The sequence below is a fragment of the Pseudomonas syringae genome (genome assembly GCF_002157375.1).
Lineage (GTDB): Bacteria > Pseudomonadota > Gammaproteobacteria > Pseudomonadales > Pseudomonadaceae > Aquipseudomonas > Aquipseudomonas syringae_T.
Genome location: NZ_MTSA01000004.1, coordinates 192233 through 214695 on the forward strand (window position 1 = coordinate 192233; position 22463 = coordinate 214695).

Genomic DNA, 22463 nt, shown 5'->3' on the forward strand with positions numbered 1-22463 from the left:
AGCAGGATGGCTCTGGAACGGGCGTGCTGGCCCGTTGCGTTCATAAAGACTATCGGCTTAATCGGTTAATTTATAAACAGAGACGACAACGCCTTGGCGCCAATAAAATGCCTAAAAAGCATCAAGGCCACTATTTTGATATCAAATTACCAAGTAAGGCCTATCGCCATCCATTTGCTGCAGGCGGCAGTTAATGTGGAAAACGACCGGCGCGAGCGCGTCATTTTTTTGAATGAGCGCGCGAAAAATCCGCCCAGATCAGCGCAGACTGCCGACGAACGGTAGCGATTATTTTCAATTCAAATGAACTTTCAGCGGCTATCGCTGACAAAGCGCTCTTTTTCGCACGTCGCCTCGTCCTGAAATCACCTCTTGATCAGGTGAATCTCAAAGAAAGCCGCCACTGGGCAGCTCCGGGTTGACTGTAAGCAGTTGTTACGGGATATTAGTTAGCATCCTATTAATATCCTCGCTAACAGTATCGCTCCTAACTAATTTTCCGATGTTTTCACGGGTGTTTTCATGTCTGTCGAATCCCTGCAAAGGGCAATCAGCAGTGGTCTGGTAGCCGCCTCCCGCCAATGGCGACGCATCTGCCAGAACACGCTGGTCACCTATGGCATTTCCGAAGCGTGCGCAGGCCCCCTGCTGGCCATTGCCCGTCTGGGTGACGGCGCGCATCAGGTGAAAGTCGCCCAGGCGGCAGGCATGGAAAGTCCGACGCTGGTCCGCCTGCTTGATCAACTGTGCAAGGCGGGAATCGTCTGCCGCAGCGAAGACCCTCTCGACCGTCGCGCCAAGGCCTTGAGCCTGACCGACAAGGGCCGCGCGCTGGCCACGTCCATCGAGGAAGAGCTGACACGGTTGCGCGCCGAGGTGCTGCAAGGCCTGCAACCTGCCGACCTGGAGGCCACCTTGCGTGTGTTGCAGGCCTTTTCCGACGCGGCGCAGCGTGAACACGGGAGCCAGGTTTGAACGGGTTTTTCTCCAGCGTTCCACCGGCACGCGACTGGTTTTATGGGGTGCGCACGTTCGGCGCCTCCATGCTTGCGCTGTACATCGCGCTGCTGATGGAAATGCCCCGCCCCTACTGGGCGATGGCCACCGTGTACATCGTTTCCAGCCCGTTCGTCGGCCCGACCAGTTCCAAGGCGCTGTATCGCGCCGCCGGCACGCTGGCCGGCGCAGCGGCGTCAGTGCTGCTGGTGCCGATGTTCGTGCAGACACCTTTGTTACTGGCCATCGTGGTCGGCCTGTGGACCGGCACGCTGTTGTTCCTGTCCCTGCATCTGCGCACCGCGAACAGTTATGCGCTGATGCTGGCGGGCTACACCATGCCGCTGATTTCGCTGCCGGTGGTCGACAACCCGCAAGCCGTGTTCGACATCGCGGTGTCGCGTACCGAAGAAATCTTCCTCGGCATCATCTGCGCGGCCGTCGTCGGCGCGATGTTCTGGCCGCGACGTCTGGCGCCGGTGTTTCAGGCCACCACGGAAAAGTGGTTCAGCGACGCCGCCACTTACAGCGAGCGCTTCATCAGCCGCAGTTGCCAGGCGGAAGAAATCGGCACGTTGCGCAATTCGATGGTCGCCAGCTTCAACTCGCTGGAGATGATGATCGGCCAGTTGAGCCACGAAGGCGCACACAGGCAGACCGTGCGCAATGCCAACGAACTGCGCGGCCGGATGATTCACCTGCTGCCGGTGATCGATGCGATGGATGATGCCTTGTGGGCACTGGAGCGGCGCACGCCCGACCTGCTGGCCAGTCTCTCGCCACTGTTGCAGCGTGTCTGCGAGTGGCTGAAACAGACTGCCGAAGGTCCGCAAGACGGGCAGTGGCAGCAACTGCACCGCGAGCTGGAGCGTCTGCAACCGGACTCTGCACACCTGGATGACCGAGATCAGTTGTTGCTGTCCAACACGCTGTTCCGCCTCAGCGAATGGATTGACCTGTGGCAGGACTGCCGCTCCCTGCAACATGCGATAAAGACCGACGATCACTCACAATGGCGCGCGGTTTATCGTCATTGGCGTCTGGGCCGTCTGACACCGTTTCTCGACCGTGGCCTGATGCTGTATTCGGTATCGTCCACGGTCCTGGCGATCATCGTCGCCTCGGTGCTGTGGATTTTGCTCGGCTGGAAAGACGGCGCCAGTGCCGTGGCGCTAGCGGCGGTGTCCTGCAGTTTCTTCGCAGCGATGGACGACCCGGCCCCGCAGATCTACCGGTTCTTTTTCTGGACCATGCTCTCGGTGGTGTTTGCCAGCCTTTACCTGTTCGTGGTGCTGCCCAACCTGCATGACTTTCCGATGCTGGTGCTGGCGTTCTCCGTGCCGTTCATCTGCGTCGGCACCCTGACCGTGCAGCCGCGGTTTTTTCTCGGCACGCTGCTGACCATCGTCAACACTTCGTCTTTCATCAGCATCCAGAGCGCCTACGATGCGGACTTCATGAATTTTCTGAATTCCAACCTGGCCGGGCCGGCAGGACTGTTGTTTGCCTTTATCTGGACGCTGGTGTTCCGCCCGTTCGGCGTCGAACTGGCAGTGAAACGCCTGACCCGCTTCAGCTGGCGCGACATCGCCAGCCTCAGCGAAAACTCGTCGCTGGCCGAACACAGGCGTATGGGCGTGCAAATGCTCGACCGTTTGATGCAGCAATTGCCGCGCCTGACGCTCACGGCACAAGACACCGGAATTGCCCTGCGCGAGCTGCGGGTTGCGCTGAATATGCTGGACCTGATCGCCTACACCCGGCGTGCCACGCCCGCCCCCCAGGCGCTGCTGCGTCAGGTGATCGACGAGGTCGGTGGCTACTTCAGACACTGCAGCAAGGCCGGTGAGCGACTCCCCGCCCCCCGTGGCCTGCTGATGCTCATGGACCGCGCACGCCGCGCACTGACCGATCAGGAAATGGGCGACAACCCGGCCCGGGTTCACTTGCTGCATGCACTCAGCGGCCTGCGCCTGGCGCTGTTGCCGGGCGTGGAGATCGTCACCGTGGCCGGAGAAATGACTGAACAATTGCCGCACAACATTGATGGAGCGCCTCTGTGATCGGTGATCTGGACATCAGCGGGATCTTCATTCCCACGTTTCTGGCGATGATGGGCATAGCCTATCTGCTGTTTCTCGGGGTGCATGCGGTGCTGACGCGCGCCCGTTTCTACCGCCTGGTCTGGCACCGGGCTTTGTTCAACGTAGGTCTATACGCTTTGCTGCTCGGCGCCGTGGATACTCTAAGTCGATACCTGATGACATGAAAAAACCGATACTGACACTGGGCCGCGTGGTCCTGACCCTGCTGGTTGTTACCCTGGCCGCTGTCGTTGTATGGCGCATGGTGATGTATTACATGTATGCACCGTGGACCCGGGACGGTCATATCCGCGCCGATGTCGTGCAGATCGCGCCCGACGTGTCCGGCCTGATCCAGAAGGTCGAGGTGACCGATAACCAGCCCGTACACAAAGGCCAGGTGCTGTTCACGATTGATCAGGACCGCTTCCGGCTGTCCCTGCGCCAGGCTCAGGCCACTGTCGCCGAGCGCCAGGAAACCTGGGAGCAGGCACGTCGCGAGAACACGCGTAACCGCGGCCTGGGCAATCTGGTAGCGCGTGAGCAACTGGAAGAAAGCCAGTCCCGCGAAGCCCGCGCACTGTCAGCCTTGGGGGAAGCCCGGGTGGCAGTGGACGCTGCGCAACTGAATCTGGATCGCTCGGTGATTCGCAGCCCGGTGGACGGCTACCTCAACGACCGCGCGCCTCGCGAACATGAATTTGTCACCGCCGGGCGTCCGGTGCTGTCCGTGGTCGACTCGGCGTCGTTCCACATCGACGGTTACTTCGAGGAAACCAAGCTGGACGGCATTCATGTTGGCCAGGGTGTGGACATTCGGGTCATCGGCGACAACGCCCGGCTGACCGGGCATGTGGTGAGTATCGTCGCCGGCATCGAAGACCGCGACCGTACCAGCGGTTCGAACCTGCTGCCCAACGTCAACCCGGCATTCAGTTGGGTGCGGCTGGCACAACGGATTCCAGTGCGGATCGCCTTCGATGACGTGCCTGCCAACTTTCGCATGATCGCCGGGCGTACCGCGACCGTGTCGATCATCGACGACACGCAGGAGGCCCAGCGATGAAACGCGCGTTACGCATCGCCGCACTCGGGTTCAGTGCGGTGCTGTCGGCCTGCCAGATGGTCGGGCCGGATTACCAGGTGCCGGAAGGCGGCGCCATCAACCGCCCGGATTTGCAGGGCGAGCTGGCGGGCCGCTCAGTCAATGCCGTCTCGGCCCCGGTGCCCGCGCACTGGTGGCGTCTTTATCAGGATGCGCGCCTGGATGAACTGGTGCGCCAGGCCATTGCCTCCAACACCGACCTGCGCGTGGCTGCGGCCAATCTGCAACGCTCTCGTTATCAGAGCGCCGAAGCCGAGGCGGCGGGTGGTTTCACCAGCGGTGCGAAGATCGGCGCACAGCGTGTGCAGGAATCCGGCGAAGCGTATCTGCTGACGGACAAGGTGCCGGTCGCCAATGTGGGTGACGTGGGCCTGACCACCTCGTATCAGTTCGACCTGTTCGGCACTTTGCAGCGCGGCATCGAAGCCGCGCAGGCCAATATCGATGCCAATCAGGCGGCGGTCGACACGGCGCGCATCACGGTGGTCGCCGATGTCGTGCGTGCCTACACGCAGATCTGCGCGGCCAATGAAGAACTCGACATCGCCCGTGAATCCCTCGACCTGCAACAGCAGAGCGTGACCCTCGCCCAGCGCCTGCGCGATGCCGGGCGTGGCGATGAAACCCAGGTCACACGCTCGCAGACCCAGTTCAAATCTTTACGTGCCGAAATGCCGCGTTACGAAGCCCGTCGCCAGGCGGCCATGTTTCGCCTGTCGATGCTGCTGGCCAAACCTGTCGAGCAATTGCCCGCGGGCGTCAGCACGTGCAACGCGCTGCCGCACATTGCGCAGGTCATGCCGGTGGGCGACGGGGCGACGCTGCTCAAGCGACGCCCCGACGTGCGCCAGGCTGAACGGCATCTGGCGATGTCCACTGCCGAAATCGGCGTCGCCACAGGCGAGCTGTATCCGGACATCAGCATTGGTGCAAGCATTGGCACCACCGGCCTCATCGAGAACCTCGGCAAACCGGCCGCCAACCGTTGGGGCTTCGGGCCGTTGCTGAACTGGACGGTTCCGTCCAACGGTTCCCGTGCGCGTATCCATCAGGCCGAAGCGTCTGCTCAGGCGGCTTTGGCACGTTTTGACGGCGTGGTGCTCAACGCCATTCGCGAAACCCAGACCGGCCTGGCGCAATACACTGCCCTGCTCGACCGCCGCGACGCCCTCAAGGAAGCCGAACAGTCAGCCAAGGAAGCCGCCGACCAGACCCACCGCTTCTACCGGGCCGGACGCGCCTCGTTCCTCGCCGACCTGCAAGCCACGCGCACCTATACCGACGTGCGCGCGCAGATGGCCGAAGCCAACACCGAAGTGGCGATGGGGCAGATCAACCTGTTTCTGGCACTCGGCGGCGGCTGGGAGAAGGATGACGTGGCGCACAAGTAGGAGGGGCGTTCGCCCCGCCATCAAGCCTGGTTCGGATTGATCAATGCCCTCAGGACATGGTCTTCCCAGACGCCGGCAATTTTCAGGTAGGCACGGGCATAGCCTTCCTGCTCGAAGCCAAGCGACTGCAGAAGTCGCTGACTTTTCAGGTTGCGTGGCAGGTGGTTGGCCATGATTCGATGCAGGCCCATGTGTTCGAAGCAGTAGCGATTGGTGACTTCCAGCGATCTTTTCATCAAGCCCTGCCCCTGAGCGGTTTCTGCCAGTGAGAAGCCGAGGTTGCAGGCCTGGAAAGCGCCTCTCACGATGTTGGTGTAGCTGCAGCGTCCCAGCAATTCGCCGTGCGGATCCGTGATAAGAAAAAAAACCGCGCTGCCGGCCTGCATGCTTTCCCATTGCTGCTGGACCCTGGATCGGGCGTTTTCGAGGATGAAATAGTCATCGTCCCTGAGCGGTTCCCAAGGCTGTAGATACTGGCGATGGTTTTTTTCATAGCGGTTGATCAGCTCGGCATCATCAAACGCCAATGCTCTGAGAGAAAAGTTTTCGCCTGCATACTGCATGTGTCCTCCAGCGCCAGTCATCGCCGACTCCCCGCCCTATGAGCTTGAGTGTGCGTTCACAACTCTGCGTCGCACGATAGTTGAGGCTGCCGTTCCTCACGCCCCAGCGCCGATCTTTCCAGGTAAGTCTGACAAGCACCCGAAAAGCGGCGCTGACCCCAGTTGCAATATAAATAAAGATCCCTGTGGGAGTGAGCTTGCTCACGAAGACATGGGTCCAGCGGGGCTGTAACGGTCCCTTCCCGAGCACGCTAAGCGTCGCCCGGCTCGCTCCCGCAGGCGTTGTGTGCTTGCACTCAAGCACCCAATGCTCCTAGGCTCTGCCGATATTCGATTCGGAAAGCCTCATGGACACCTCTCTCAGCCGTCGCGAGCGGTTGCACATCGTTATATTCGAGGCCAATACGCCCGCTGGGCGAACGTTTGACAAAATCGTGCTGGTGGCGATTCTGCTCAGTCTGCTGGTCACGGTCATTGACAGCATCGAGAGCATTCACCGCGATTACGCGACGCTGTTCGCCTGGATCGAATGGGGCTTTACGCTGCTGTTCGCGATTGAATACATCCTGCGCCTGTACTGCTCACCCCGGCCACTGAAGTATGCGTTCAGTTTCTACGGACTGGTCGATCTGCTGGCCATTGTGCCAGGCGTGCTGTCGATCTATTACAGCGATGCGCAGTACCTGTTGATCGTGCGGATCATCCGCATGCTGCGGATTTTCCGGGTGCTCAAACTCGGCACTTACCTGCGTCAGGCTAATTATCTGCTGGCAGCCCTGCGCGGCAGTAAACAGAAGATCATCGTGTTTCTGGTCACCGTTTCGACCCTGGTCACCGTGTTCGGCACGCTGATGTACGTGATCGAAGGGCCGGAACATGGCTTCACCAGCATCCCCAAAGGCATCTATTGGGCTATCGTGACCCTCACCACCGTGGGCTTCGGCGATATCGTGCCCAAAACGCCCGTGGGGCAGATGCTCTCGTCGCTGGTGATGATCATCGGTTACTCGATCATCGCCGTGCCCACCGGTATATTCACCGCAGAGCTGGCCAACGCCATGCGTGGCGAGCAGCTGAAACACGACTGCCCGGTCTGCGCGAAGAATCTCCACGAGCACGGCGCAGCATTCTGCTCACGCTGCGGTAATCAATTGTTTCCAAAAGTAGAGCACAAGGCATAAGCAAAGACGTTTTCAGTCTTTAAACCGCAGGCGCGATGCTGATAGTGTCGCGGCATTACGCCATCAAGCTTGATCAAACACTCTAAAGGACCCTGCAGTGAATAAACTCTTCGCCGCCTCGCTACTGGCCGCAGGCCTGGCTTTTGCCAGCGCTGCCCAGGCCGCCCCGACGCTGCTCAACGTCTCTTATGACGTGATGCGTGACTTCTACAAGGACTACAACAGCGCCTTTCAGAAATACTGGAAAGCCGACAAGAACGAAGACGTGACCGTGCAGATGTCATTTGGCGGATCGAGCAAGCAAGCGCGCTCGGTGATCGACGGGCTGCCGGCTGATGTGATCACCATGAACATGGCCACCGACATCAATGCGCTGGCCGACAATGGCGGGCTGGTGCCCGAGAACTGGGTCACGCGTCTGCCGAACAACAGCGCGCCGTTCACGTCGGCCACGGTGTTCATCGTTCGCAAGGGCAACCCCAAGGCCCTGAAAGACTGGCCGGACCTGGTCAAGGATGGCGTTGAAGTCATCGTGCCCAACCCGAAAACCTCGGGTAATGGCCGTTACACCTACCTGTCGGCCTGGGGCTACACCCTGAAAAACGGTGGTGATGAAGCCGCCGCGAAGAAATTCGTCGGTGATCTGTTCCGCCATGTACCGGTTCTCGATACCGGCGGTCGCGGCGCAACCACCACCTTCATGACCAATCAGATCGGTGACGTGCTGGTCACCTTTGAAAACGAAGCCGAAATGATCGCCCGCGAATTCGGTCGTGATCAGTTCGAGGTGGTTTACCCGTCCGTGTCGGCAGAAGCCGAGCCACCGGTGAGCGTGGTCGACAAGGTGGTGGACAAGAAAAACTCCCGCGCCCTGGCCGAGGAATACCTGAAATACCTGTGGTCGCCAGAAGGTCAGGAAATCGCAGCAAACAACTACCTGCGCCCGCGCGACCCGCAGATTCTCGCCAAGTACAAGGATCGCTTCCCGAAAGTGGACTTCCTGTCGGTGGAGAAAACCTTCGGTGACTGGCGCACCGTGCAGAAGACGCACTTCATTGACGGCGGTGTGTTCGACCAGATTTATCCGGGCAAATAAGCCACCCGCTTAACGCAAAACGGCGACCCGACAGGTCGCCGTTTTCATGTTCAGGCTTGAATCAATTGCTGAACTGTTTGCCCAGCCCTGCCGGTACGCCGCTGGCATCGGTCGCCTGCCACGGGCCGTCGGGGCTGGTCGCCCAGCTCCAGCCGTTGTTCCACTGGTAGTAAGTGCGCTGGCGATAGAACGTGTTGGGCTGGTCGTCCATCACGTACACGCCCAGACGCGCATCCCAATGGCTGCCACCGCCCGGTGGCGGGGCGAAACTGGCCGAGGTTTTAGGCCCTGCCGACGGTGCCTTGACGGGCTCTTGCGGGGGCGATTGCGGGGTCGTCGGGCGCGGTGCGCCGGGCTGCTGGCCGCCCGGCAAGGTCAGAATCGGTTCCTGACTGTGGGGCGGGGCTGGATGCTGGACTGCACAGGCACTCAGGCCAACGACCAGACCCAACAAGGTGATGCGTGCGGTACGGTACATATGCAATTTCTCTAGTTATCCGGACTGTCGATTATCAATGCCTGCTGCGCCCCGGTATCACTGGCCAGTGGCTGACTGCGGCCGATCCACTCACCGGTGGTTGGCTGCCCTGCACGAGACACTCGCGCAACCAGTTGGACTTGCGCAAAGGTCGACAGTTTCAGTGACGGCATCATTGCGTCCGAATCGCTCAATTCGACCTCGGCAGGCAAGTCGGCCACCGTGATGCGCTTGACCGCCAGCGGCGCAGGCGGGCCGTTGATTGCACGGGCAAAAACGAACACGCTGTCAGTTGGCTGCACGTGACCTCTGAGCGACGCAGCCAGCTCGACGCGCACCTTGAGCGACTTCGCCTTGACCGGCGCGCCCTGCGCGGCAAGGTTTTCTCTGGCGCGGGCAATGCCGCCTTCCAGTGCCGAACGTGATGCATCCTGCGCAGGCAACGCCGCCAGCAGGCGCGTCCAGTAATCCACCGCTGCCTGATAACGCTGTGTTTCAAACGCGGCAATCCCCAGCAAGCCCAGGCTGGTGACTTCGTCGGGGTCGGCCTTTAGCGCCTCGTCGGTCAGCGCCTGTACCTGCGGGGTGAAATGCTTGTCGCTGGCAAAATACAACGCCTGCGCCCACTGACCGAGCAACTCGGGCGACCTTCCGGCCAGCGCCACCGCCCGCTCGAACATCCGTGCTGCATCGCCAGGGCGGTTTTGCGCCATGTAGCTGCGCGCCAGAAAATACAGGTTCTCGGCAGAATCCGGCTGGGCCTGCACGCTGCGCTCCAGCCGCCGGGTCATGTCGGCCAGCGAGGTCGGCGGCTTGGCAAATTCGCGACTCAGCTCGACCCGGTCACTGGCGCCCAGATGCAGATAACCCGCCAGGCCAAGCAGTGGCACCAGCACGGCGGCCAGCAGCAACACCGGCCTGCCCAGCCGGGAGGTGCGAACGGCTTCTGCGCCTTCGGTGTCGGCCAGCAACTCACGCGCAGCTTCGGCGCGGGCCTCCTGCACCTGCCCCGCCGACAACACGCCTTGATCGTGCTGAGCCTGCAGCTCGGTCAGCCGCTCCTGATACAACGCGACATTGAGCGCCGTGCGGTCCTCTTCACGCTGCGCACGATGGCCGCGCAGCACCGGGATCAGCAAAAAGCTCAGTGCAGCCAGCAGGAGAAGGCCGATTGCCATCCAGAAATCAGTCATGGGCGTTTTTCATCCAGCAGTCTGGCAAGGCGCTGCTGCTCGTCTTCGGACAACGCTGCGGCGGATGCAGATGGCTGATTGCGACGGCGCAGAACGATAAAACCGATCACCACCATGCCGCCGAGCAACAGACCGGCCGGGCCGAACCACAACAACCAGGTACGCGCATTGAGACCGGGTTTGTAGCGAACGAAGTCGCCGTAACGATCGACAATGAAATCGATGATCTGCTGATTGCTCTGCCCCTCACCCAACAGGCGGTAAATCTCCTTGCGCAAGTCGGCGGCGATGGGTGCATTGGAGTCGGCAATGTCCTGATTCTGGCATTTGGGGCAACGCAGTTCCCGGGTCAATTCGCTGTAGCGAGCGCGCTCGGCGTCGTCACGAAAGGTGTAGGCGTCAATGGCTGCGTGAGCCACGCCGGACAGCAGCAGGTTCAGCAGCAAAGCGGCAAGCCAGCGGCTCATGGCCTGCCCTCCTCAACCAGCGCCTGATAACGGCTGGCGAGCTTTTCCCGCCACACTGCGTCATCAATAACCCCGACATGCTTGTAACGAATGATGCCCTGACGGTCGATCAGGAAGGTTTCCGGCGCACCGTACACACCCAGGTTCAGACCCAGCGAGCCGTCCTGGTCACGGATATTCAATGAGTAGGGATTGTGAAACGCCTCGAGCCACTTGAGCGCGTCAGCATTGTTGTCCTTGTAGTTCACGCCGTAGATCAGCACGCCCTGCTGCGCCAGACGAGCAAGCACCGGATGCTCGACCCGACAGGCCACGCACCAGGTCCCCCAGACGTTGACCAGCGCGGGTTTGCCCAGCAGGTCGGCGCGGGTCAATACGCGCTCGCCCTGCACGGCCTGCAACGTGAATTCCGGAAAAGGCTTGCCGATCAGCGCCGACGGCAGCTCGGCAGGGTCCAGGTACAAACCGCGATACAGAAAAGCGGCCACGCCGAGAAACAACGCCAGCGGCACCACCATGACCCAGCGTCTCATAAACCCGCTCCCGACATGCCCAGCGCCTCACGCACCTTGCTTTTGATGCGGGTGCGATAGCGCCGGTCCAGCGCTGCCAGCACGCCACCCAACCCCGTCAGCACACCGCCGAACCAGATCCAGCGCACAAACGGTTTGACATGAACCCGCACCGCCCAGGCCCCCTCACCCAGCGGTTCACCCAATGCCACGTAAAGGTCGCGGCTGAAACCGGCGTCGATGCCCGCTTCGGTCATCATCGACTGCTGCACGGTGTACAGGCGTTTTTCCGGGTGCAGCTCGGTGAGCAGCACCCCATCGCGCAACACCCGTACAGTGCCGCGATCCGATGTAAAGTTCGGCCCTTCATGATGCTTCGCGCCGTCGAATACAAACACATAGCCGCCCAGTTCGGTGGACTCGCCGGGGGCCATGCGCAGGTCGCGTTCGGCGCTGTTCTGGCTGGACAGCACCACGCCCAGCGCACACACCACGATGCCGAGGTGCGCCAGTTGCATGCCCCAGTAACTGCGGGTCAGGCTGCGTGCGCCCTTGAACAATCCCTTGTGACGCGTCTTGTCGAACAGGTCGCGAAGACCGGCCAGCAGCACCCAGGCGGCGAGCATGAAGGTCGCCAGCACCGCCCACTGAAAATCACCCATGACCAGCCCGGCCACCACGGCCAGCAGTGCGCTGCCGATCAGCACCGGGGCGAGCATGCCCAGCAGCCATTTCAGCGGCGTGTCCTTCCAGCGCACCAGCACACCGACCGCCATGACCGCCAACAACAGCCCCATCAACGGCACGAACAGCGCATTGAAATACGGCGGGCCGACCGACATCTTGTCGCCACTGATGGCGTCGATCACCAGCGGATAAAGCGTGCCCAGCAAGATCATCGACGCGGCCACCACCAGCAACAGGTTGTTGCCAAGCAGCAGGGTTTCCCGCGACCACAGGCCGAAGCCGACGTGGCTTTTCACCACTGGCGCTCGAATCGCGAACAAGGTCAGCGAGCCGCCCACCACAACCAGCAGGAACATCAGAATGAACACCCCGCGCGCCGGGTCCGAGGCAAAGGCATGCACCGAAGTCAGCACCCCGGAACGCACCAGAAACGTACCCAGCAGGCTCAGGGAAAACGCGGCAATCGCCAGCAACACCGTCCAGCTTTTGAACACGCCACGCTTTTCAGTCACCGCCAGTGAGTGGATCAGCGCGGTGCCGACCAGCCAGGGCATGAACGAGGCGTTTTCCACCGGGTCCCAGAACCACCAGCCGCCCCAGCCCAATTCGTAATACGCCCACCACGAGCCGAGGCTGATGCCGATGCCGAGAAACGCCCAGGCCACCAGCGTCCACGGCCGCGACCAGCGCGCCCAGGCCGCGTCGAGCCGTCCGCCGAGCAGGGCTGCGATGGCAAACGCGAAGGCCACGGAAAAACCGACGTACCCCATGTACAGCATCGGCGGATGCACGATCAGGCCGATGTCCTGCAACAACGGGTTGAGATCGCGCCCGTTGGCCGGCATCTGCGGCAACAGACGCGCGAACGGGTTGGAAGTGAAGATCAGAAAGGACAGAAAGCCCAGGCTGATCATGCCCATGATTGCCAGCACCCGCGCCAGCATCACTTGCGGCAATTGTCGGGAAAACACCGACACGGCGAAGGTCCAGCCGCCGAGGATCAGCGCCCAAAGCAGCAACGAGCCTTCATGTGCGCCCCATACGGCGCTGAATTTGTAGTACCAGGGCAGCGCCGTGTTGGAGTTCTGCGCCACATAGGTGACGGAAAAGTCGTCGGCCATAAAGGCGTAGGTCAGGCAACCGAAGGCGAAGATCAGAAAGCTGAACTGGCCCCACGCCGCCGGACGCGCCAGGCTCATCCATAAGCGGTCGCCACGCCAGGCACCAATCAACGGAATGATGGCTTGCACCAGCGCAAAACCCAGCGCCAGGATCATGGCCAGATGGCCGAGTTCGGGAATCATCGATCAGCCTGCCTGGCGGGCGCATAGGACGCAGCCGGTGCCGGCTGGCCGCTTTCGCGCAACGCCTTGGTCACTTCGGGCGGCATGTATTTCTCATCGTGTTTGGCCAGCACTTCATCGGCGACCACCACGCCCTGGGCATTGAGTTTGCCCAACGCGACAATGCCCTGCCCTTCACGAAACAGGTCAGGAAGAATGCCGCGGTAGGCGATGGTCACCGACTGGTTGAAATCGGTCACCACAAAGCGCACGTCCAATGAGTCGGCGGAACGCTGCAATGAGCCTTTTTCCACCATGCCGCCTGCGCGGATACGGGTATCAAGCGGGGCCTCGCCGTTGGCGATCTGGCTCGGTGTGTAAAACAGATTGATGTTTTCCTTCAGCGCGCTGAGGGCCAGGGTCACGGCCAGACCGACGCCGACCAGCACGGCGAGGATGATCAGCAAGCGCGTTCTGCGCAGCGGGTTCACGGCCGGTTCTCCCGCTTCAAGCGTTGCGCCTGCTGTTTCAGATAACGCCGCCGCGCCAGAACCGGCAGCGCCACGTTGATCAGCAGCACTGACAGGCACAGACCGTAAGCCGACCAGACGAACAGCCCGTGACGCCCCATGGCGAGAAAATCACCGAATGACTCGAAGCTCAAGGCGTGTTCTCCGGCTGCACAGGCGTGTGCCCCAGGCTGCGCAGCAGCTCGGCCTTGACCCACTGGGTCCGGGACTCGCGACGCAGCACTTCCAGCCGCATGCGTAACAGCAGCACAACACCGAAGAAGCAATAGAAGCCCAGCGTCGTGAACAGCAGCGGCAGCCACATTTCGGCAGGCATGGCCGGTTTTTCCGTGAAACTGAAAGTTGCGCCCTGATGCAGCGTGTTCCACCACTCCACCGAATACTTGATGATCGGGATATTCACCACGCCGACGATGGCCAGCACCGCACACGCCTTGGCGGCGCTGTCGCGATTGCTGATGGCGTTGCCCAGCGCGATCAGGCCGAAATACAGGAACAGCAGAATCAGCATCGACGTCAGCCGCGCATCCCAGACCCACCAGGCGCCCCAGGTCGGCTTGCCCCAGATCGCCCCGCTCGCCAATGCCAGCGCAGTCATCCACGCCCCGATGGGCGCGGCCGATTGCAGCGCGACATCGGCCAGCTTCATTTTCCACACCAGCCCGACCACGCCGCACACCGCCAGCATCACGTAGCAGGACTGCGCCAGCAAGGCGGCAGGCACATGGATGTAGATGATCCGGAAGCTGTTGCCCTGCTGGTAATCCGGTGGCGCGAATGCCAGCCCCCAGACCACGCCGATACCCAGCAACAAACAGGCGGAAACGCTCAGCCACGGCAACAGGCGCGCGCTGACTCGGTAGAACCCTTTCGGCGAGCCGAGCGTATGAAACCAGGCCCGACCGATGCTGCTTTTCATGGCGTCGCTTTTCATCAGGTGTTTCCAGGGTTTTGCAGGGCAGCGGCATCGCCGATGCCGGAACCTCGATTATTCACCGACGCTGATTTTCAGGCCGGCGGCTATTGCAAAGGGTGTCAGGGTGATTGCCAGAACAGTCAGGCAGCCGAGCCACAGCAGGTATCCGGTGACAGGCATGCCCTGCATGGCAGCTTGCAGGGCGCCACTGCCCAGAATCAACACCGGGATGTACAACGGCAGAATCAGCAAGGCAAGCAACAGGCCGCCGCGCTTCAACCCCACCGTCAACGCGGCACCCACTGCGCCCAGCAGGCTGAGCACCGGCGTGCCCAGCAGCAGTGAAAACACCAGCACCGGCAGGCATTCGGCCGGCAAACCAAGCATCAGCGCCAGCACGGGCGACAACACGACCAGCGCCAGCCCGGAAAAAACCCAGTGTGCCAGCACTTTGCTCAGCACCAGAAGCGCCAACGGGTGCGGCGAAAGGACCCACTGCTCCAGCGAACCGTCCTCGAAGTCGTTGCGAAACAGCCCGTCCAGCGAAAGCAATACGGCCAACAGGGCCGCGACCCAGACCAGTCCGGGCGACAAGGTTTGCAACAATTGCGTCTCCGGCCCCACCGCCAGCGGAAACAGGGCGATCACCAGCGCGAAGAACACCAGCGGATTGGCCAGCTCTGCCGGACGACGTGCGAGTAGCCGGGCTTCACGCACCAGCAACACCCCAAGAATGTTGTTCATGCTGACCCCTGCGTCAGGTCGAGACAGCGATAGCCCGCAGGCAGCCGGCTCAGGGCGTGGTGCGTGGTGATCACCGCCATACCGCTTTTTTCACAGTGCTCCGCCAAATGATTTTCCAGCTGGACGATGCCTTCCCGGTCGAGCGCGGTAAAGGGCTCATCGAGTATCCACAGAGGCGGGCCAGGCAGATAAAGACGGGCCAGCGCCACACGGCGCTGCTGCCCGGCCGACAGGCTGTGACAAGGTACGTCCTCGAAACCGGCCAGCCCGGCCGTGTCGAGCGCCTGACGAATATCATCGGCGCTGGCAGGCTGATGAAGTGCGCAGAGCCAGGCAAGATTTTCCAGCGGCGTGAGCACATCCTTGAGCGCTGACGCATGGCCGATCCACACCAGATCGCCGCCTGGCTCTTGCTGCCGCCCCGGCACATGCCCGTCGAGCAAGACGCGCCCGGCGCACGGCTGCATCAACCCGCACAAAATGCGCAACAGGCTGGTCTTGCCACAGCCGTTGGGGCCAACGATCTGCACCATGTCACCGGCACACAATTGCAGATCCAGATGTTCGAACAGCACCCGCCCGTCCCGCTCACACGTCAGAGCCGTTGCCTGCAGATAGGGGGAGACTGACGTCATCGGGGTTTTCCAGTGCTATTGCGTCGCGAAATGTGCCAAAACAGACACATACGGAGTAAAAGACGGTTCAAGTCAGGATTGATGCAGCCGTTACATGAAGAGAACTTAATGGCGGCCGGTCGGGTTTCGGCCGGTATTATACATGCGAGTCCTGTTATCAAAGGGGCAATTTCCTCAGGTCGATATTTCAATGACAGGCGACATCACCAGCGTTCCGGCGACCACTCCCATCACGACACTGCTGCGCGCCGGCGTCTCTCCTGCGCAGGTGCTGACCCTGCTGAACTCGGCAGACATCCTGATCCCCGAAGGCGAAACGGTCGACGCCGAAGTGCTGACCCTCAAACAGGTCAACCAGAATTTCCAGCTCCTGCTGCGCCTGGTGCTTGCCAACGGCACTCAGGCCAATCTGCCGGTCAGCAGCAGCGTGCCCTTCACGCCCGGCAGCCTGCTGCAAGTGGCGCAGGCGTCGCCCAACGAACTGACCCTGAGCCTGCAACAGATCAATAACGCGCTGAAAAACTCGATGACCAGCATCGACACTCGGCAGTTGCCCGCTGGCACATTATTGCAAGGCAAAGTGCTGACCAGTCAGACGCTGACGCCGGCGGCCAATCCGGCGACAGCGCCCAACCCGGCCGCCGCCGCGCCGACTTACCGCTCCATCGTCATGCTGCTGAACACCGCCCTGGCAGGTTCCAGCCTGACCATTGAAAGCCCGCAACCGTTGACCGTCGGCAGCCTGCTCAGCGCGCAGGTGCAAGGCAGCCAGGCGTTGAATTTCGTGGCCCTGCCCGGCCGTTTCGATCAACTGGCGCTGGCCCAGCAACTGGCCACCCAGCAAAACCGCCAAGGCTCGCTGGAAAACCTGATCAACGCCCTGCAAAACCTGCAGACCGGCAATCCGGTCACGAGCAACCCGGTCAGTTCGTCGATCAGCGCGCAGTTGCAGGCCAGCATCAACCAGTTGCTGGATGACTTGCCCGATATCCAGCAGATGACCACCCCCAAAGGTGTCGCCCAGGCGCTCAACGCCAGTGGTGCATTCATGGAGGCCAAGCTGCTCGCCGGGCTGAATCCGATGCAGGCCCCGGACATGAAGGCCAACCTGATGCGCCTGATTGGCCAGATCCTGCCGGGGCTGCCGGACAACCAGTCGTACGGTGCAGCGGCAGCGTCCAACACCCTGGCACGCGCGATGCCCAATGCCATGCGCTATGCGCTGGGCACCTTGGGCATGGTCGCCGCACGCACCCAGCCCAGCAGCTTCCCGCTGCCGTCGCGCACGGTCGGCGGCGGCGAGAAAGAAGACGACTTGGAGCTGCTGCTGAAACTGGCGGCCGCTGCCGTTTCACGCTTGCAGAGCCATCAACTGGGCGGGCTGGAGCAGACACGCACCAACGCCGACGGCACTCAGGTGACCACCTGGCAGCTGGAAGTGCCGATGCGCAACGCTCATGACATCGTACCGTTGCAGGTCAAGGTGCAGCGCGAAGACACGCCGGACCCGGAAGCCGGCGAAGAACGGGACGATATCGAGATCACGGAAAGCCGTGAAAAACTCTGGAAAGTCGATCTGGCGTTCGATCTTGAACCGCTGGGGCCGATGCAGGTGAACGCACAACTGCTGCGCGGCACGCTGTCCAGCCAACTGTGGGCCGAACGCCCCGAAAGCGCTGCGCTGATTGATCATGAACTGGGGTATTTGCGCGAACGGCTGACGGCCTGTGGCCTGACGGTCGGCGAACTGGCCTGCAATCATGGCACCCCGCCGCAAGGTCCACGCACGGCCCTTGAACAACGCTGGATCGACGAGAACGCCTGATGACCCAACCTGACCCTACCCCGCGCCAGGCAATCGCCCTCAGCTATGACGGCCAGCGTGCGCCGACACTTAGCGCCAAAGGCGACGATCAGTTGGCCGAAGCCATCCTGGCGATTGCCCGGGAATATGAAGTACCGATCTACGAAAATGCCGAGCTGGTCAAACTGCTGGCCCGCATGGAACTGGGCGACAGTATCCCCGAGCCGCTGTACCGCACCATCGCCGAAATCATTGCCTTCGCCTGGCACCTGAAAGGCAAGTTTCCGGTCGGGCAGGACCCGGACGCGCCGCCCGTGGAGCGGGACATCACGCCACGCTGGTGAGCGGCCTCACAATGCGATCGGCTTGCGCCCTGCAAATGAATGCGCCAGGGTGCCGCCGTCCACCAGATCCAGCTCGCCACCCAGCGGCACGCCGTGGGCGATGCGCGAAGCGACCAGGCCTTTGTCGTTGAGCAACTGCGCGATGTAGTGCGCAGTGGCCTCGCCTTCCACCGTCGGGTTGGTGGCCAGGATCACTTCGGTGAACGTGGCTTGCTGAGCGATACGCTCCATCAGTTGCGGAATGCCGATGGCCTCGGGGCCGAGGCCGTCAAGGGGCGACAGATGGCCCTTGAGCACGAAATAACGACCGCGATACCCCGTCTGCTCTACTGCGTAGACGTCTGTCGGCCCTTCAACCACACACAGCAGCGTGTCATCGCGACGCGGGTCGGCGCATTGCGGGCAGAATTCCTCTTCGGTCAGCGTGCGGCACGACCGGCAGTGGCCGACGCCGTCCATCGCCTGGCCCAACGCCAGCGCCAGTCGCGAACCGCCGCTGCGGTCGCGTTCCAGCAGCTGCAACGCCATCCGTTGAGCGGTTTTCTGACCGACGCCCGGCAGCACGCGGAAGGCATCGATCAACTGGCGAATCAGGGGGCTGAAGCTCATGGAGAAAAATCCGACAAAAACACAAGACGCGGTTTATACCCGCGCGTTGCCGTGAGCGTCAATTGAGGTGTTCGATACTGCGACCAACAGCGCACGTCCGGTGAACTCGATCAGCCCTTCAAGGCCGTCTCCAGAAACTCCATCAGCGCCTGTACTCGCGCGCTGCGGTGTTTGCGCAAGGGCACCAGCAGGTTGATCGGTGCGCTGGCCAGTTGCCAATCGGCAAGAACGCGCACCAGGTTGCCACGGGCGATGGCCTCACTGACGTCCCACTGGGAACGCAGCACGATGCCCTGCCCCTGCTCGGCCCAGCGCCGGGCAACCGAGCCGTCATTACTGAGCAGCGCAGGCTCAACGCGCAAGGTCTTTTTGGTCTGGCCCTTGCTCAGGTGCCAGAGGGTCACGTCCTCGTCGTTTTCGCGAATACAGATGCAGCGATGGGCGGACAACTCGTCAGGCGTCAATGGCGTACCGTACTGTTCAAGGTAAGCGGGGCTGGCGCACAACCAGCGGTGATTCCTGGCCAGAGGTCTGGCGATCCACAGGCTGTCGTTGAGACTGCCGATGTGAACCACCGCGTCGCTGTCGTGACGATCCGGCCACGGCGTCTCGCGCAGGTCCAGGTGCAGCCGCAGTTGCGGGTGCAATTTGGCGAAACGCGACACCAACGGCGCGATGCGCTGACGCCCGTAACCGAACGGCGCAGCCAGGCGCAGGGTGCCCACCAATCGTTCGTCACGCTGCTTGAAGGACTCCGGAAGCGCCTCCAGTTGCTCCAGCAAATGCGCACTTTCCCGGGCAAACCGCTCGCCATCGGCGGTCAGGCTCAGACGTCTGGCATCGCGATTGGCCAGCGTGATGCCCAATTGCGTCTCCAGCTTGCGCAACCGCATCGACAGCGCAGGGGGCGAGACATTCAGCACGCGGGCGGCAGCGCTGAGGGACTCACAGCGTGACAGCGTCACAGCCAGGCGCAGGTCTTCGATGGCGATCATTCAGTTCAGCTTAAGGATTGATGACACCCCATTGAACCACAGCTTTATTCCCAATGCGTAGAGTGGCGTTCGTACCCAGTCATGCGAGCCTTGCCATGTCAGCCTCCCTACCCTCTCTCGACACACCCGTCGCGCTGCTCGATGTAACGCGCATGCAGAGCAATATCCAGCGCATGCAGCAACGCATGAATGAGCTGGGCGTGCGCTTGCGCCCCCACGTCAAGACCAGCAAGTCGCTGCCGGTGATTCAGGCGCAGATGGCTGCAGGTGCCAGCGGCGTGACGGTCTCGACACTGAAAGAGGCCGAGCACTGCTTTGCCGAGGGCATCAACGACGTGTTCTACGCCGTCGCCATTGCGCCCGGCAAACTGGATCAGGCACTCAGACTGCGGCGCAACGGCTGCCGCCTGAGTATCCTGACTGACAGCGTGGCCGCGGCGCAGGCCATCGTCGCCTTCGGCCAGCAGCATGACGAGCGCTTCGAGGTGTGGATCGAAATCGATTGCGACGGCCACCGCTCCGGGCTGACCGTCGAAGACACTGCCCTGATAGACGTAGCGAAAACCCTGGCCGAAGGCGGTATGCAACTGCGCGGCGTGATGACTCATGCAGGCTCCAGTTACGATCTGGACACCCCGGAGGCCTTGCAGGCACTGGCCGAACAGGAACGAGTGCTTTGTGTGAGCGCCGCCGAACGCATCCGCGACGCCGGGCTGCCCTGCCCGGACGTCAGCATCGGTTCGACGCCTACTGCGTTGTCCGCACAGAACCTGGAAGGCGTGACCGAAGTGCGGGCCGGCGTGTACGTGTTCTTCGACCTGGTGATGCACAACATTGGCGTGTGCCGGGCAGACGAACTGGCCTTGAGCGTACTGACCACGGTGATCGGCCATCAGCAGGACAAGGGCTGGATCATCGTCGACGCCGGCTGGATGGCCATGAGCCGGGATCGCGGCACCCAGCGTCAGCGGCAGGACTTTGGTTACGGTCAGGTCTGCACCGACACCGGTGAGTGGATCGACGGCGCGCGGGTGACCGGCGCCAATCAGGAACACGGCATCATTACTCTGGCGGCGGGTGACAACACGAACATCACGGCCCGCTTTCCCATCGGCAGCCGTCTGCGCATTCTGCCCAACCATGCGTGCGCCACCGGTGCGCAATTTCCGGACTACCACGCCTGCGACGCCGAAGGCGCAGTCCACACTTGGGGTCGTCTGCATGGCTGGTGATATCGAGCTGATTGGCACGACCCTGGCGGCCGCGCCGGGCGGGCATTACTCTCAGGCGGTGCTGCATCAGGGCCTTTTGCATGTGTCCGGGCAACTGCCGGTGCGCCCGGACGGCAGCCACAGCGTCGATGAACCGTTTGAAGTTCAGGCGGCCATCGCGCTGGATAATCTGCTGGCCATACTCGGCGCCGCAGGTTGCAACACGGATGACCTGCTCAAAGTGACGGTTTACGTCGCAGGCATCCAGCACTGGCCCGCCTTCGACCGGCTCTACGCAGGCTGTCTGGGCGAGCATCGCCCGGCCCGCGCCGTGGTGCCGGTTCCAGCGTTACACCACGGCTATCTGATCGAGATCGAAGCCTTGGCACGCGCCGCACGATGAACATGACCGGGAGCACCTGATGAACCCACAAAAAAGCGATGTGCTGATTATCGGTGGCGGCTTCATGGGCTCGTCATCGGCGTTTTTCCTGCGCCAGCACGGGCGGTCAGTCACCCTGCTGGAGCGGGATCAGATCGGTCAGTACGCCAGCGGCGTAAACTTCGGCAACGTCCGCCGCCAGGGCCGGTTTCTGGGCCAGCTGGAACTGTCCAATCGCTCCTGGGCGCTGTGGAAACGCCTGCCCGAGCTGATCGGCGAAGACCTGGAATTCATTCCCAGCGGTCACATGCGCGTCTGTTATCGCGAAGACGAGATCGCCGAGCTGGAAGCCTATGCCGCAGCCCCCGAAGCCCGCGAACTGGATTTGCAGGTCATCAGGGGCAAGGCCTTGCATGAGCGTTTTCCGTTTCTCGGTCCGGACGTCAAAGGTGGCTCCTATGCGCCTCATGACGGGCACGCCAACCCGCGACTGGCCGCGCCCGCCTTCGCCCGCGCGGCGATTCGCGCCGGGGCAAGGATCGAGGAGCGCACTGAAGTGGCCGAGGTGCAGAAGGTTGGCGGCGCGTTTCATGTCACCACCAGTGACGGCCAACTGTTCGTTGCCGAACAACTGCTGATCACTGCCGGGGCCTGGGCGGCGAAACTGGCCGAGCAATTCGGCGAACCTGTTCCGCTGGAGCCCAACGGGCCGCAGATGTCAGTCACCGAACCGGTGCCTTACGCCCTGCCCACCGTGATCGGCGTGTTCACCAAAATCAAAGAGGAAGTGATCTATTTCCGGCAGATCCCACGCGGCAATATCATCATCGGCGGTGGCAATCGCAACAAGCCGGACATGGTCAACCGCCGCGCCTATTTCAAGCCGGAAAGCCTGATCAATCAGATGAAGCAGATGAGCCGTCTGATACCCGGCGCAGAGAAGCTCAACATCATCCGCGTCTGGAGCGGCATCGAAAGCTACACGCCGGACTCGCTGCCGATCATGGGCCGCAGCGGCAAGGTCGACGGCCTGTTCTACGCGTTCGGTTTCTGCGGTCACGGCTTTCAGCTCGGCCCTGGCGTCGGTGACGTCATGGCCGAACTGATCAGCACCGGCAGCACCCGCACCCTGATCAGCCCCTTCGACATCCGCCGTTTCACTGACCCCGGTGTTATCGAGACGCCGTTTGTTTCCAGCCTGATGAGCGCAGGCAAACTGATATGAGCCCAACCGGTCACCCCATTCATTCTCAGGGA

At 61.9% G+C, this 22463-nt stretch carries 25 protein-coding genes; 12 read left to right on the forward strand and 13 right to left on the reverse strand.

Translation table 11 applies throughout. The features are described 5' to 3' along the window. The first annotated feature begins 522 nt into the window (after positions 1 to 522). Genes BW686_RS06220 through BW686_RS06240 form a run of 5 tightly spaced genes read left to right on the forward strand, consistent with a single transcriptional unit; the run spans position 523 to position 5576 of the window. Positions 523 to 975, forward strand: a complete 453-nt coding sequence (locus BW686_RS06220) for a MarR family winged helix-turn-helix transcriptional regulator (protein WP_084915447.1) — start codon at positions 523 to 525, stop codon at positions 973 to 975. After that, entirely contained in the window at positions 972 to 3059 is a 2088-nt protein-coding gene (locus BW686_RS06225) for an FUSC family protein (RefSeq protein WP_084915449.1), read from the forward strand. The genes BW686_RS06220 and BW686_RS06225 overlap by 4 nt, the downstream gene beginning before the upstream one ends. After that, positions 3056 to 3265: a DUF1656 domain-containing protein gene (locus BW686_RS06230; protein ID WP_084915451.1), complete on the forward strand. Its 210-nt coding sequence runs from the start codon at positions 3056 to 3058 to the stop codon at positions 3263 to 3265. The genes BW686_RS06225 and BW686_RS06230 overlap by 4 nt, the downstream gene beginning before the upstream one ends. Continuing rightward, positions 3262 to 4146 carry an efflux RND transporter periplasmic adaptor subunit gene (locus BW686_RS06235; protein ID WP_084915453.1) on the forward strand — a complete coding sequence of 295 codons (885 nt, stop codon included), beginning with the start codon at positions 3262 to 3264 and terminating at the stop codon, positions 4144 to 4146. The genes BW686_RS06230 and BW686_RS06235 overlap by 4 nt, the downstream gene beginning before the upstream one ends. Next, positions 4143 to 5576 carry an efflux transporter outer membrane subunit gene (locus BW686_RS06240; protein ID WP_084915455.1) on the forward strand — a complete coding sequence of 478 codons (1434 nt, stop codon included), beginning with the start codon at positions 4143 to 4145 and terminating at the stop codon, positions 5574 to 5576. Before BW686_RS06235 ends, BW686_RS06240 begins: the two co-directional genes overlap by 4 nt. Before the next feature lie 20 nt (positions 5577 to 5596). Here the strand turns inward: BW686_RS06240 and BW686_RS06245 are convergent, their stop codons facing one another. Continuing rightward, a complete protein-coding gene (locus BW686_RS06245) occupies positions 5597 to 6139 on the reverse strand; it encodes a GNAT family N-acetyltransferase (protein ID WP_084915457.1) in 543 nt (180 codons plus the stop codon). Positions 6140 to 6486: 347 nt separating this feature from the next. On the opposite strand from BW686_RS06245, the gene BW686_RS06250 reads away from it, so the two are divergent. Both BW686_RS06250 and BW686_RS06255 read left to right on the forward strand, forming a co-directional pair. After that, positions 6487 to 7320 (forward strand): ion transporter, encoded by an 834-nt coding sequence (locus BW686_RS06250; protein ID WP_084915459.1) that lies wholly within the window; start codon positions 6487 to 6489, stop codon positions 7318 to 7320. Between the two features lie 97 nt (positions 7321 to 7417). After that, positions 7418 to 8416, forward strand: a complete 999-nt coding sequence (locus tag BW686_RS06255; protein WP_084915462.1) for a sulfate ABC transporter substrate-binding protein — start codon at positions 7418 to 7420, stop codon at positions 8414 to 8416. A gap of 61 nt (positions 8417 to 8477) precedes the next feature. Here the strand turns inward: BW686_RS06255 and BW686_RS06260 are convergent, their stop codons facing one another. From BW686_RS06260 to ccmA, 10 genes are read right to left on the reverse strand one after another with little or no spacing between them, the layout of a single operon-like run. Further along, complete coding sequence (locus tag BW686_RS06260; RefSeq protein ID WP_084915464.1) at positions 8478 to 8894, reverse strand: hypothetical protein; 417 nt, start codon at positions 8892 to 8894, stop codon at positions 8478 to 8480. 11 nt (positions 8895 to 8905) lie between these two features. Further along, the gene (gene ccmI, locus BW686_RS06265) at positions 8906 to 10087 is read right to left on the reverse strand and encodes a c-type cytochrome biogenesis protein CcmI (RefSeq protein WP_084915467.1); all 1182 of its coding nucleotides are present in this window, start codon (positions 10085 to 10087) and stop codon (positions 8906 to 8908) included. Continuing rightward, entirely contained in the window at positions 10084 to 10554 is a 471-nt protein-coding gene (locus BW686_RS06270) for a cytochrome c-type biogenesis protein (RefSeq protein ID WP_084915469.1), read from the reverse strand. The genes ccmI and BW686_RS06270 overlap by 4 nt, the downstream gene beginning before the upstream one ends. Then, a complete protein-coding gene (locus tag BW686_RS06275; RefSeq protein WP_084915471.1) occupies positions 10551 to 11087 on the reverse strand; it encodes a DsbE family thiol:disulfide interchange protein in 537 nt (178 codons plus the stop codon). The genes BW686_RS06270 and BW686_RS06275 overlap by 4 nt, the downstream gene beginning before the upstream one ends. Then, a complete protein-coding gene (locus tag BW686_RS06280; RefSeq protein ID WP_084915473.1) occupies positions 11084 to 13057 on the reverse strand; it encodes a heme lyase CcmF/NrfE family subunit in 1974 nt (657 codons plus the stop codon). Before BW686_RS06280 ends, BW686_RS06275 begins: the two co-directional genes overlap by 4 nt. Beyond that, complete coding sequence (gene ccmE, locus BW686_RS06285) at positions 13054 to 13527, reverse strand: cytochrome c maturation protein CcmE (RefSeq protein WP_084915475.1); 474 nt, start codon at positions 13525 to 13527, stop codon at positions 13054 to 13056. Before ccmE ends, BW686_RS06280 begins: the two co-directional genes overlap by 4 nt. Beyond that, positions 13524 to 13700, reverse strand: coding sequence for a heme exporter protein CcmD (gene ccmD / locus BW686_RS06290; protein ID WP_084915477.1), 177 nt, complete (start codon positions 13698 to 13700; stop codon positions 13524 to 13526). The genes ccmE and ccmD overlap by 4 nt, the downstream gene beginning before the upstream one ends. Beyond that, a complete protein-coding gene (locus BW686_RS06295; RefSeq protein ID WP_084915479.1) occupies positions 13697 to 14500 on the reverse strand; it encodes a heme ABC transporter permease in 804 nt (267 codons plus the stop codon). Before BW686_RS06295 ends, ccmD begins: the two co-directional genes overlap by 4 nt. Positions 14501 to 14554: 54 nt before the next feature. Next, a complete protein-coding gene (gene ccmB, locus BW686_RS06300) occupies positions 14555 to 15226 on the reverse strand; it encodes a heme exporter protein CcmB (RefSeq protein WP_084915481.1) in 672 nt (223 codons plus the stop codon). Beyond that, on the reverse strand, positions 15223 to 15861 hold the full coding sequence (ccmA, locus tag BW686_RS06305; RefSeq protein WP_084915483.1) for a cytochrome c biogenesis heme-transporting ATPase CcmA: 639 nt from the start codon (positions 15859 to 15861) through the stop codon (positions 15223 to 15225). The genes ccmB and ccmA overlap by 4 nt, the downstream gene beginning before the upstream one ends. A 190-nt stretch (positions 15862 to 16051) precedes the next feature. Here ccmA and fliK point away from each other — a divergent pair, with 190 nt between their 5' ends. Both fliK and BW686_RS06315 read left to right on the forward strand, forming a co-directional pair. Continuing rightward, on the forward strand, positions 16052 to 17686 hold the full coding sequence (gene fliK / locus BW686_RS06310) for a flagellar hook-length control protein FliK (protein WP_084915490.1): 1635 nt from the start codon (positions 16052 to 16054) through the stop codon (positions 17684 to 17686). Further along, positions 17686 to 18009 (forward strand): EscU/YscU/HrcU family type III secretion system export apparatus switch protein, encoded by a 324-nt coding sequence (locus BW686_RS06315; RefSeq protein ID WP_084915493.1) that lies wholly within the window; start codon positions 17686 to 17688, stop codon positions 18007 to 18009. Before fliK ends, BW686_RS06315 begins: the two co-directional genes overlap by 1 nt. Positions 18010 to 18015: 6 nt before the next feature. On the opposite strand, the gene recR is transcribed toward BW686_RS06315, so the two are convergent. Together recR and BW686_RS06325 are read right to left on the reverse strand one after the other, a co-directional pair. Continuing rightward, positions 18016 to 18618, reverse strand: a complete 603-nt coding sequence (gene recR, locus BW686_RS06320) for a recombination mediator RecR (protein WP_084915495.1) — start codon at positions 18616 to 18618, stop codon at positions 18016 to 18018. Positions 18619 to 18728: 110 nt separating this feature from the next. Beyond that, positions 18729 to 19613 (reverse strand): LysR family transcriptional regulator, encoded by an 885-nt coding sequence (locus BW686_RS06325; RefSeq protein ID WP_084915497.1) that lies wholly within the window; start codon positions 19611 to 19613, stop codon positions 18729 to 18731. Between the two features lie 95 nt (positions 19614 to 19708). Here BW686_RS06325 and BW686_RS06330 point away from each other — a divergent pair, with 95 nt between their 5' ends. Genes BW686_RS06330 through BW686_RS06340 form a run of 3 tightly spaced genes read left to right on the forward strand, consistent with a single transcriptional unit; the run spans position 19709 to position 22431 of the window. Then, positions 19709 to 20845, forward strand: a complete 1137-nt coding sequence (locus BW686_RS06330; RefSeq protein ID WP_084915499.1) for a DSD1 family PLP-dependent enzyme — start codon at positions 19709 to 19711, stop codon at positions 20843 to 20845. Further along, positions 20835 to 21227 carry a RidA family protein gene (locus tag BW686_RS06335; protein ID WP_084915501.1) on the forward strand — a complete coding sequence of 131 codons (393 nt, stop codon included), beginning with the start codon at positions 20835 to 20837 and terminating at the stop codon, positions 21225 to 21227. The genes BW686_RS06330 and BW686_RS06335 overlap by 11 nt, the downstream gene beginning before the upstream one ends. Positions 21228 to 21246: 19 nt before the next feature. After that, positions 21247 to 22431 carry an NAD(P)/FAD-dependent oxidoreductase gene (locus BW686_RS06340; protein WP_084915503.1) on the forward strand — a complete coding sequence of 395 codons (1185 nt, stop codon included), beginning with the start codon at positions 21247 to 21249 and terminating at the stop codon, positions 22429 to 22431. Positions 22432 to 22463 lie beyond the last annotated feature (32 nt).

Bases quoted from the DNA above. Each gene is read 5' to 3' on its own strand.
- BW686_RS06220 (WP_084915447.1), top strand. From the start codon at position 523: ATGTCTGTCGAATCCCTGCAAAGGGCAATCAGCAGTGGTCTGGTAGCC.
- BW686_RS06235 (WP_084915453.1), top strand. From the start codon at position 3,262: ATGAAAAAACCGATACTGACACTGGGCCGCGTGGTCCTGACCCTGCTG.
- BW686_RS06240 (WP_084915455.1), top strand. From the start codon at position 4,143: ATGAAACGCGCGTTACGCATCGCCGCACTCGGGTTCAGTGCGGTGCTG.
- BW686_RS06245 (WP_084915457.1), bottom strand. From the start codon at position 6,139: ATGCAGTATGCAGGCGAAAACTTTTCTCTCAGAGCATTGGCGTTTGAT.
- BW686_RS06250 (WP_084915459.1), top strand. From the start codon at position 6,487: ATGGACACCTCTCTCAGCCGTCGCGAGCGGTTGCACATCGTTATATTC.
- BW686_RS06260 (WP_084915464.1), bottom strand. From the start codon at position 8,894: ATGTACCGTACCGCACGCATCACCTTGTTGGGTCTGGTCGTTGGCCTG.
- ccmI (WP_084915467.1), bottom strand. From the start codon at position 10,087: ATGACTGATTTCTGGATGGCAATCGGCCTTCTCCTGCTGGCTGCACTG.
- BW686_RS06270 (WP_084915469.1), bottom strand. From the start codon at position 10,554: ATGAGCCGCTGGCTTGCCGCTTTGCTGCTGAACCTGCTGCTGTCCGGC.
- BW686_RS06275 (WP_084915471.1), bottom strand. From the start codon at position 11,087: ATGAGACGCTGGGTCATGGTGGTGCCGCTGGCGTTGTTTCTCGGCGTG.
- BW686_RS06280 (WP_084915473.1), bottom strand. From the start codon at position 13,057: ATGATTCCCGAACTCGGCCATCTGGCCATGATCCTGGCGCTGGGTTTT.
- BW686_RS06295 (WP_084915479.1), bottom strand. From the start codon at position 14,500: ATGAAAAGCGACGCCATGAAAAGCAGCATCGGTCGGGCCTGGTTTCAT.
- ccmB (WP_084915481.1), bottom strand. From the start codon at position 15,226: ATGAACAACATTCTTGGGGTGTTGCTGGTGCGTGAAGCCCGGCTACTC.
- ccmA (WP_084915483.1), bottom strand. From the start codon at position 15,861: ATGACGTCAGTCTCCCCCTATCTGCAGGCAACGGCTCTGACGTGTGAG.
- fliK (WP_084915490.1), top strand. From the start codon at position 16,052: ATGACAGGCGACATCACCAGCGTTCCGGCGACCACTCCCATCACGACA.
- BW686_RS06315 (WP_084915493.1), top strand. From the start codon at position 17,686: ATGACCCAACCTGACCCTACCCCGCGCCAGGCAATCGCCCTCAGCTAT.
- recR (WP_084915495.1), bottom strand. From the start codon at position 18,618: ATGAGCTTCAGCCCCCTGATTCGCCAGTTGATCGATGCCTTCCGCGTG.
- BW686_RS06325 (WP_084915497.1), bottom strand. From the start codon at position 19,613: ATGATCGCCATCGAAGACCTGCGCCTGGCTGTGACGCTGTCACGCTGT.
- BW686_RS06330 (WP_084915499.1), top strand. From the start codon at position 19,709: ATGTCAGCCTCCCTACCCTCTCTCGACACACCCGTCGCGCTGCTCGAT.
- BW686_RS06335 (WP_084915501.1), top strand. From the start codon at position 20,835: ATGGCTGGTGATATCGAGCTGATTGGCACGACCCTGGCGGCCGCGCCG.
- BW686_RS06340 (WP_084915503.1), top strand. From the start codon at position 21,247: ATGAACCCACAAAAAAGCGATGTGCTGATTATCGGTGGCGGCTTCATG.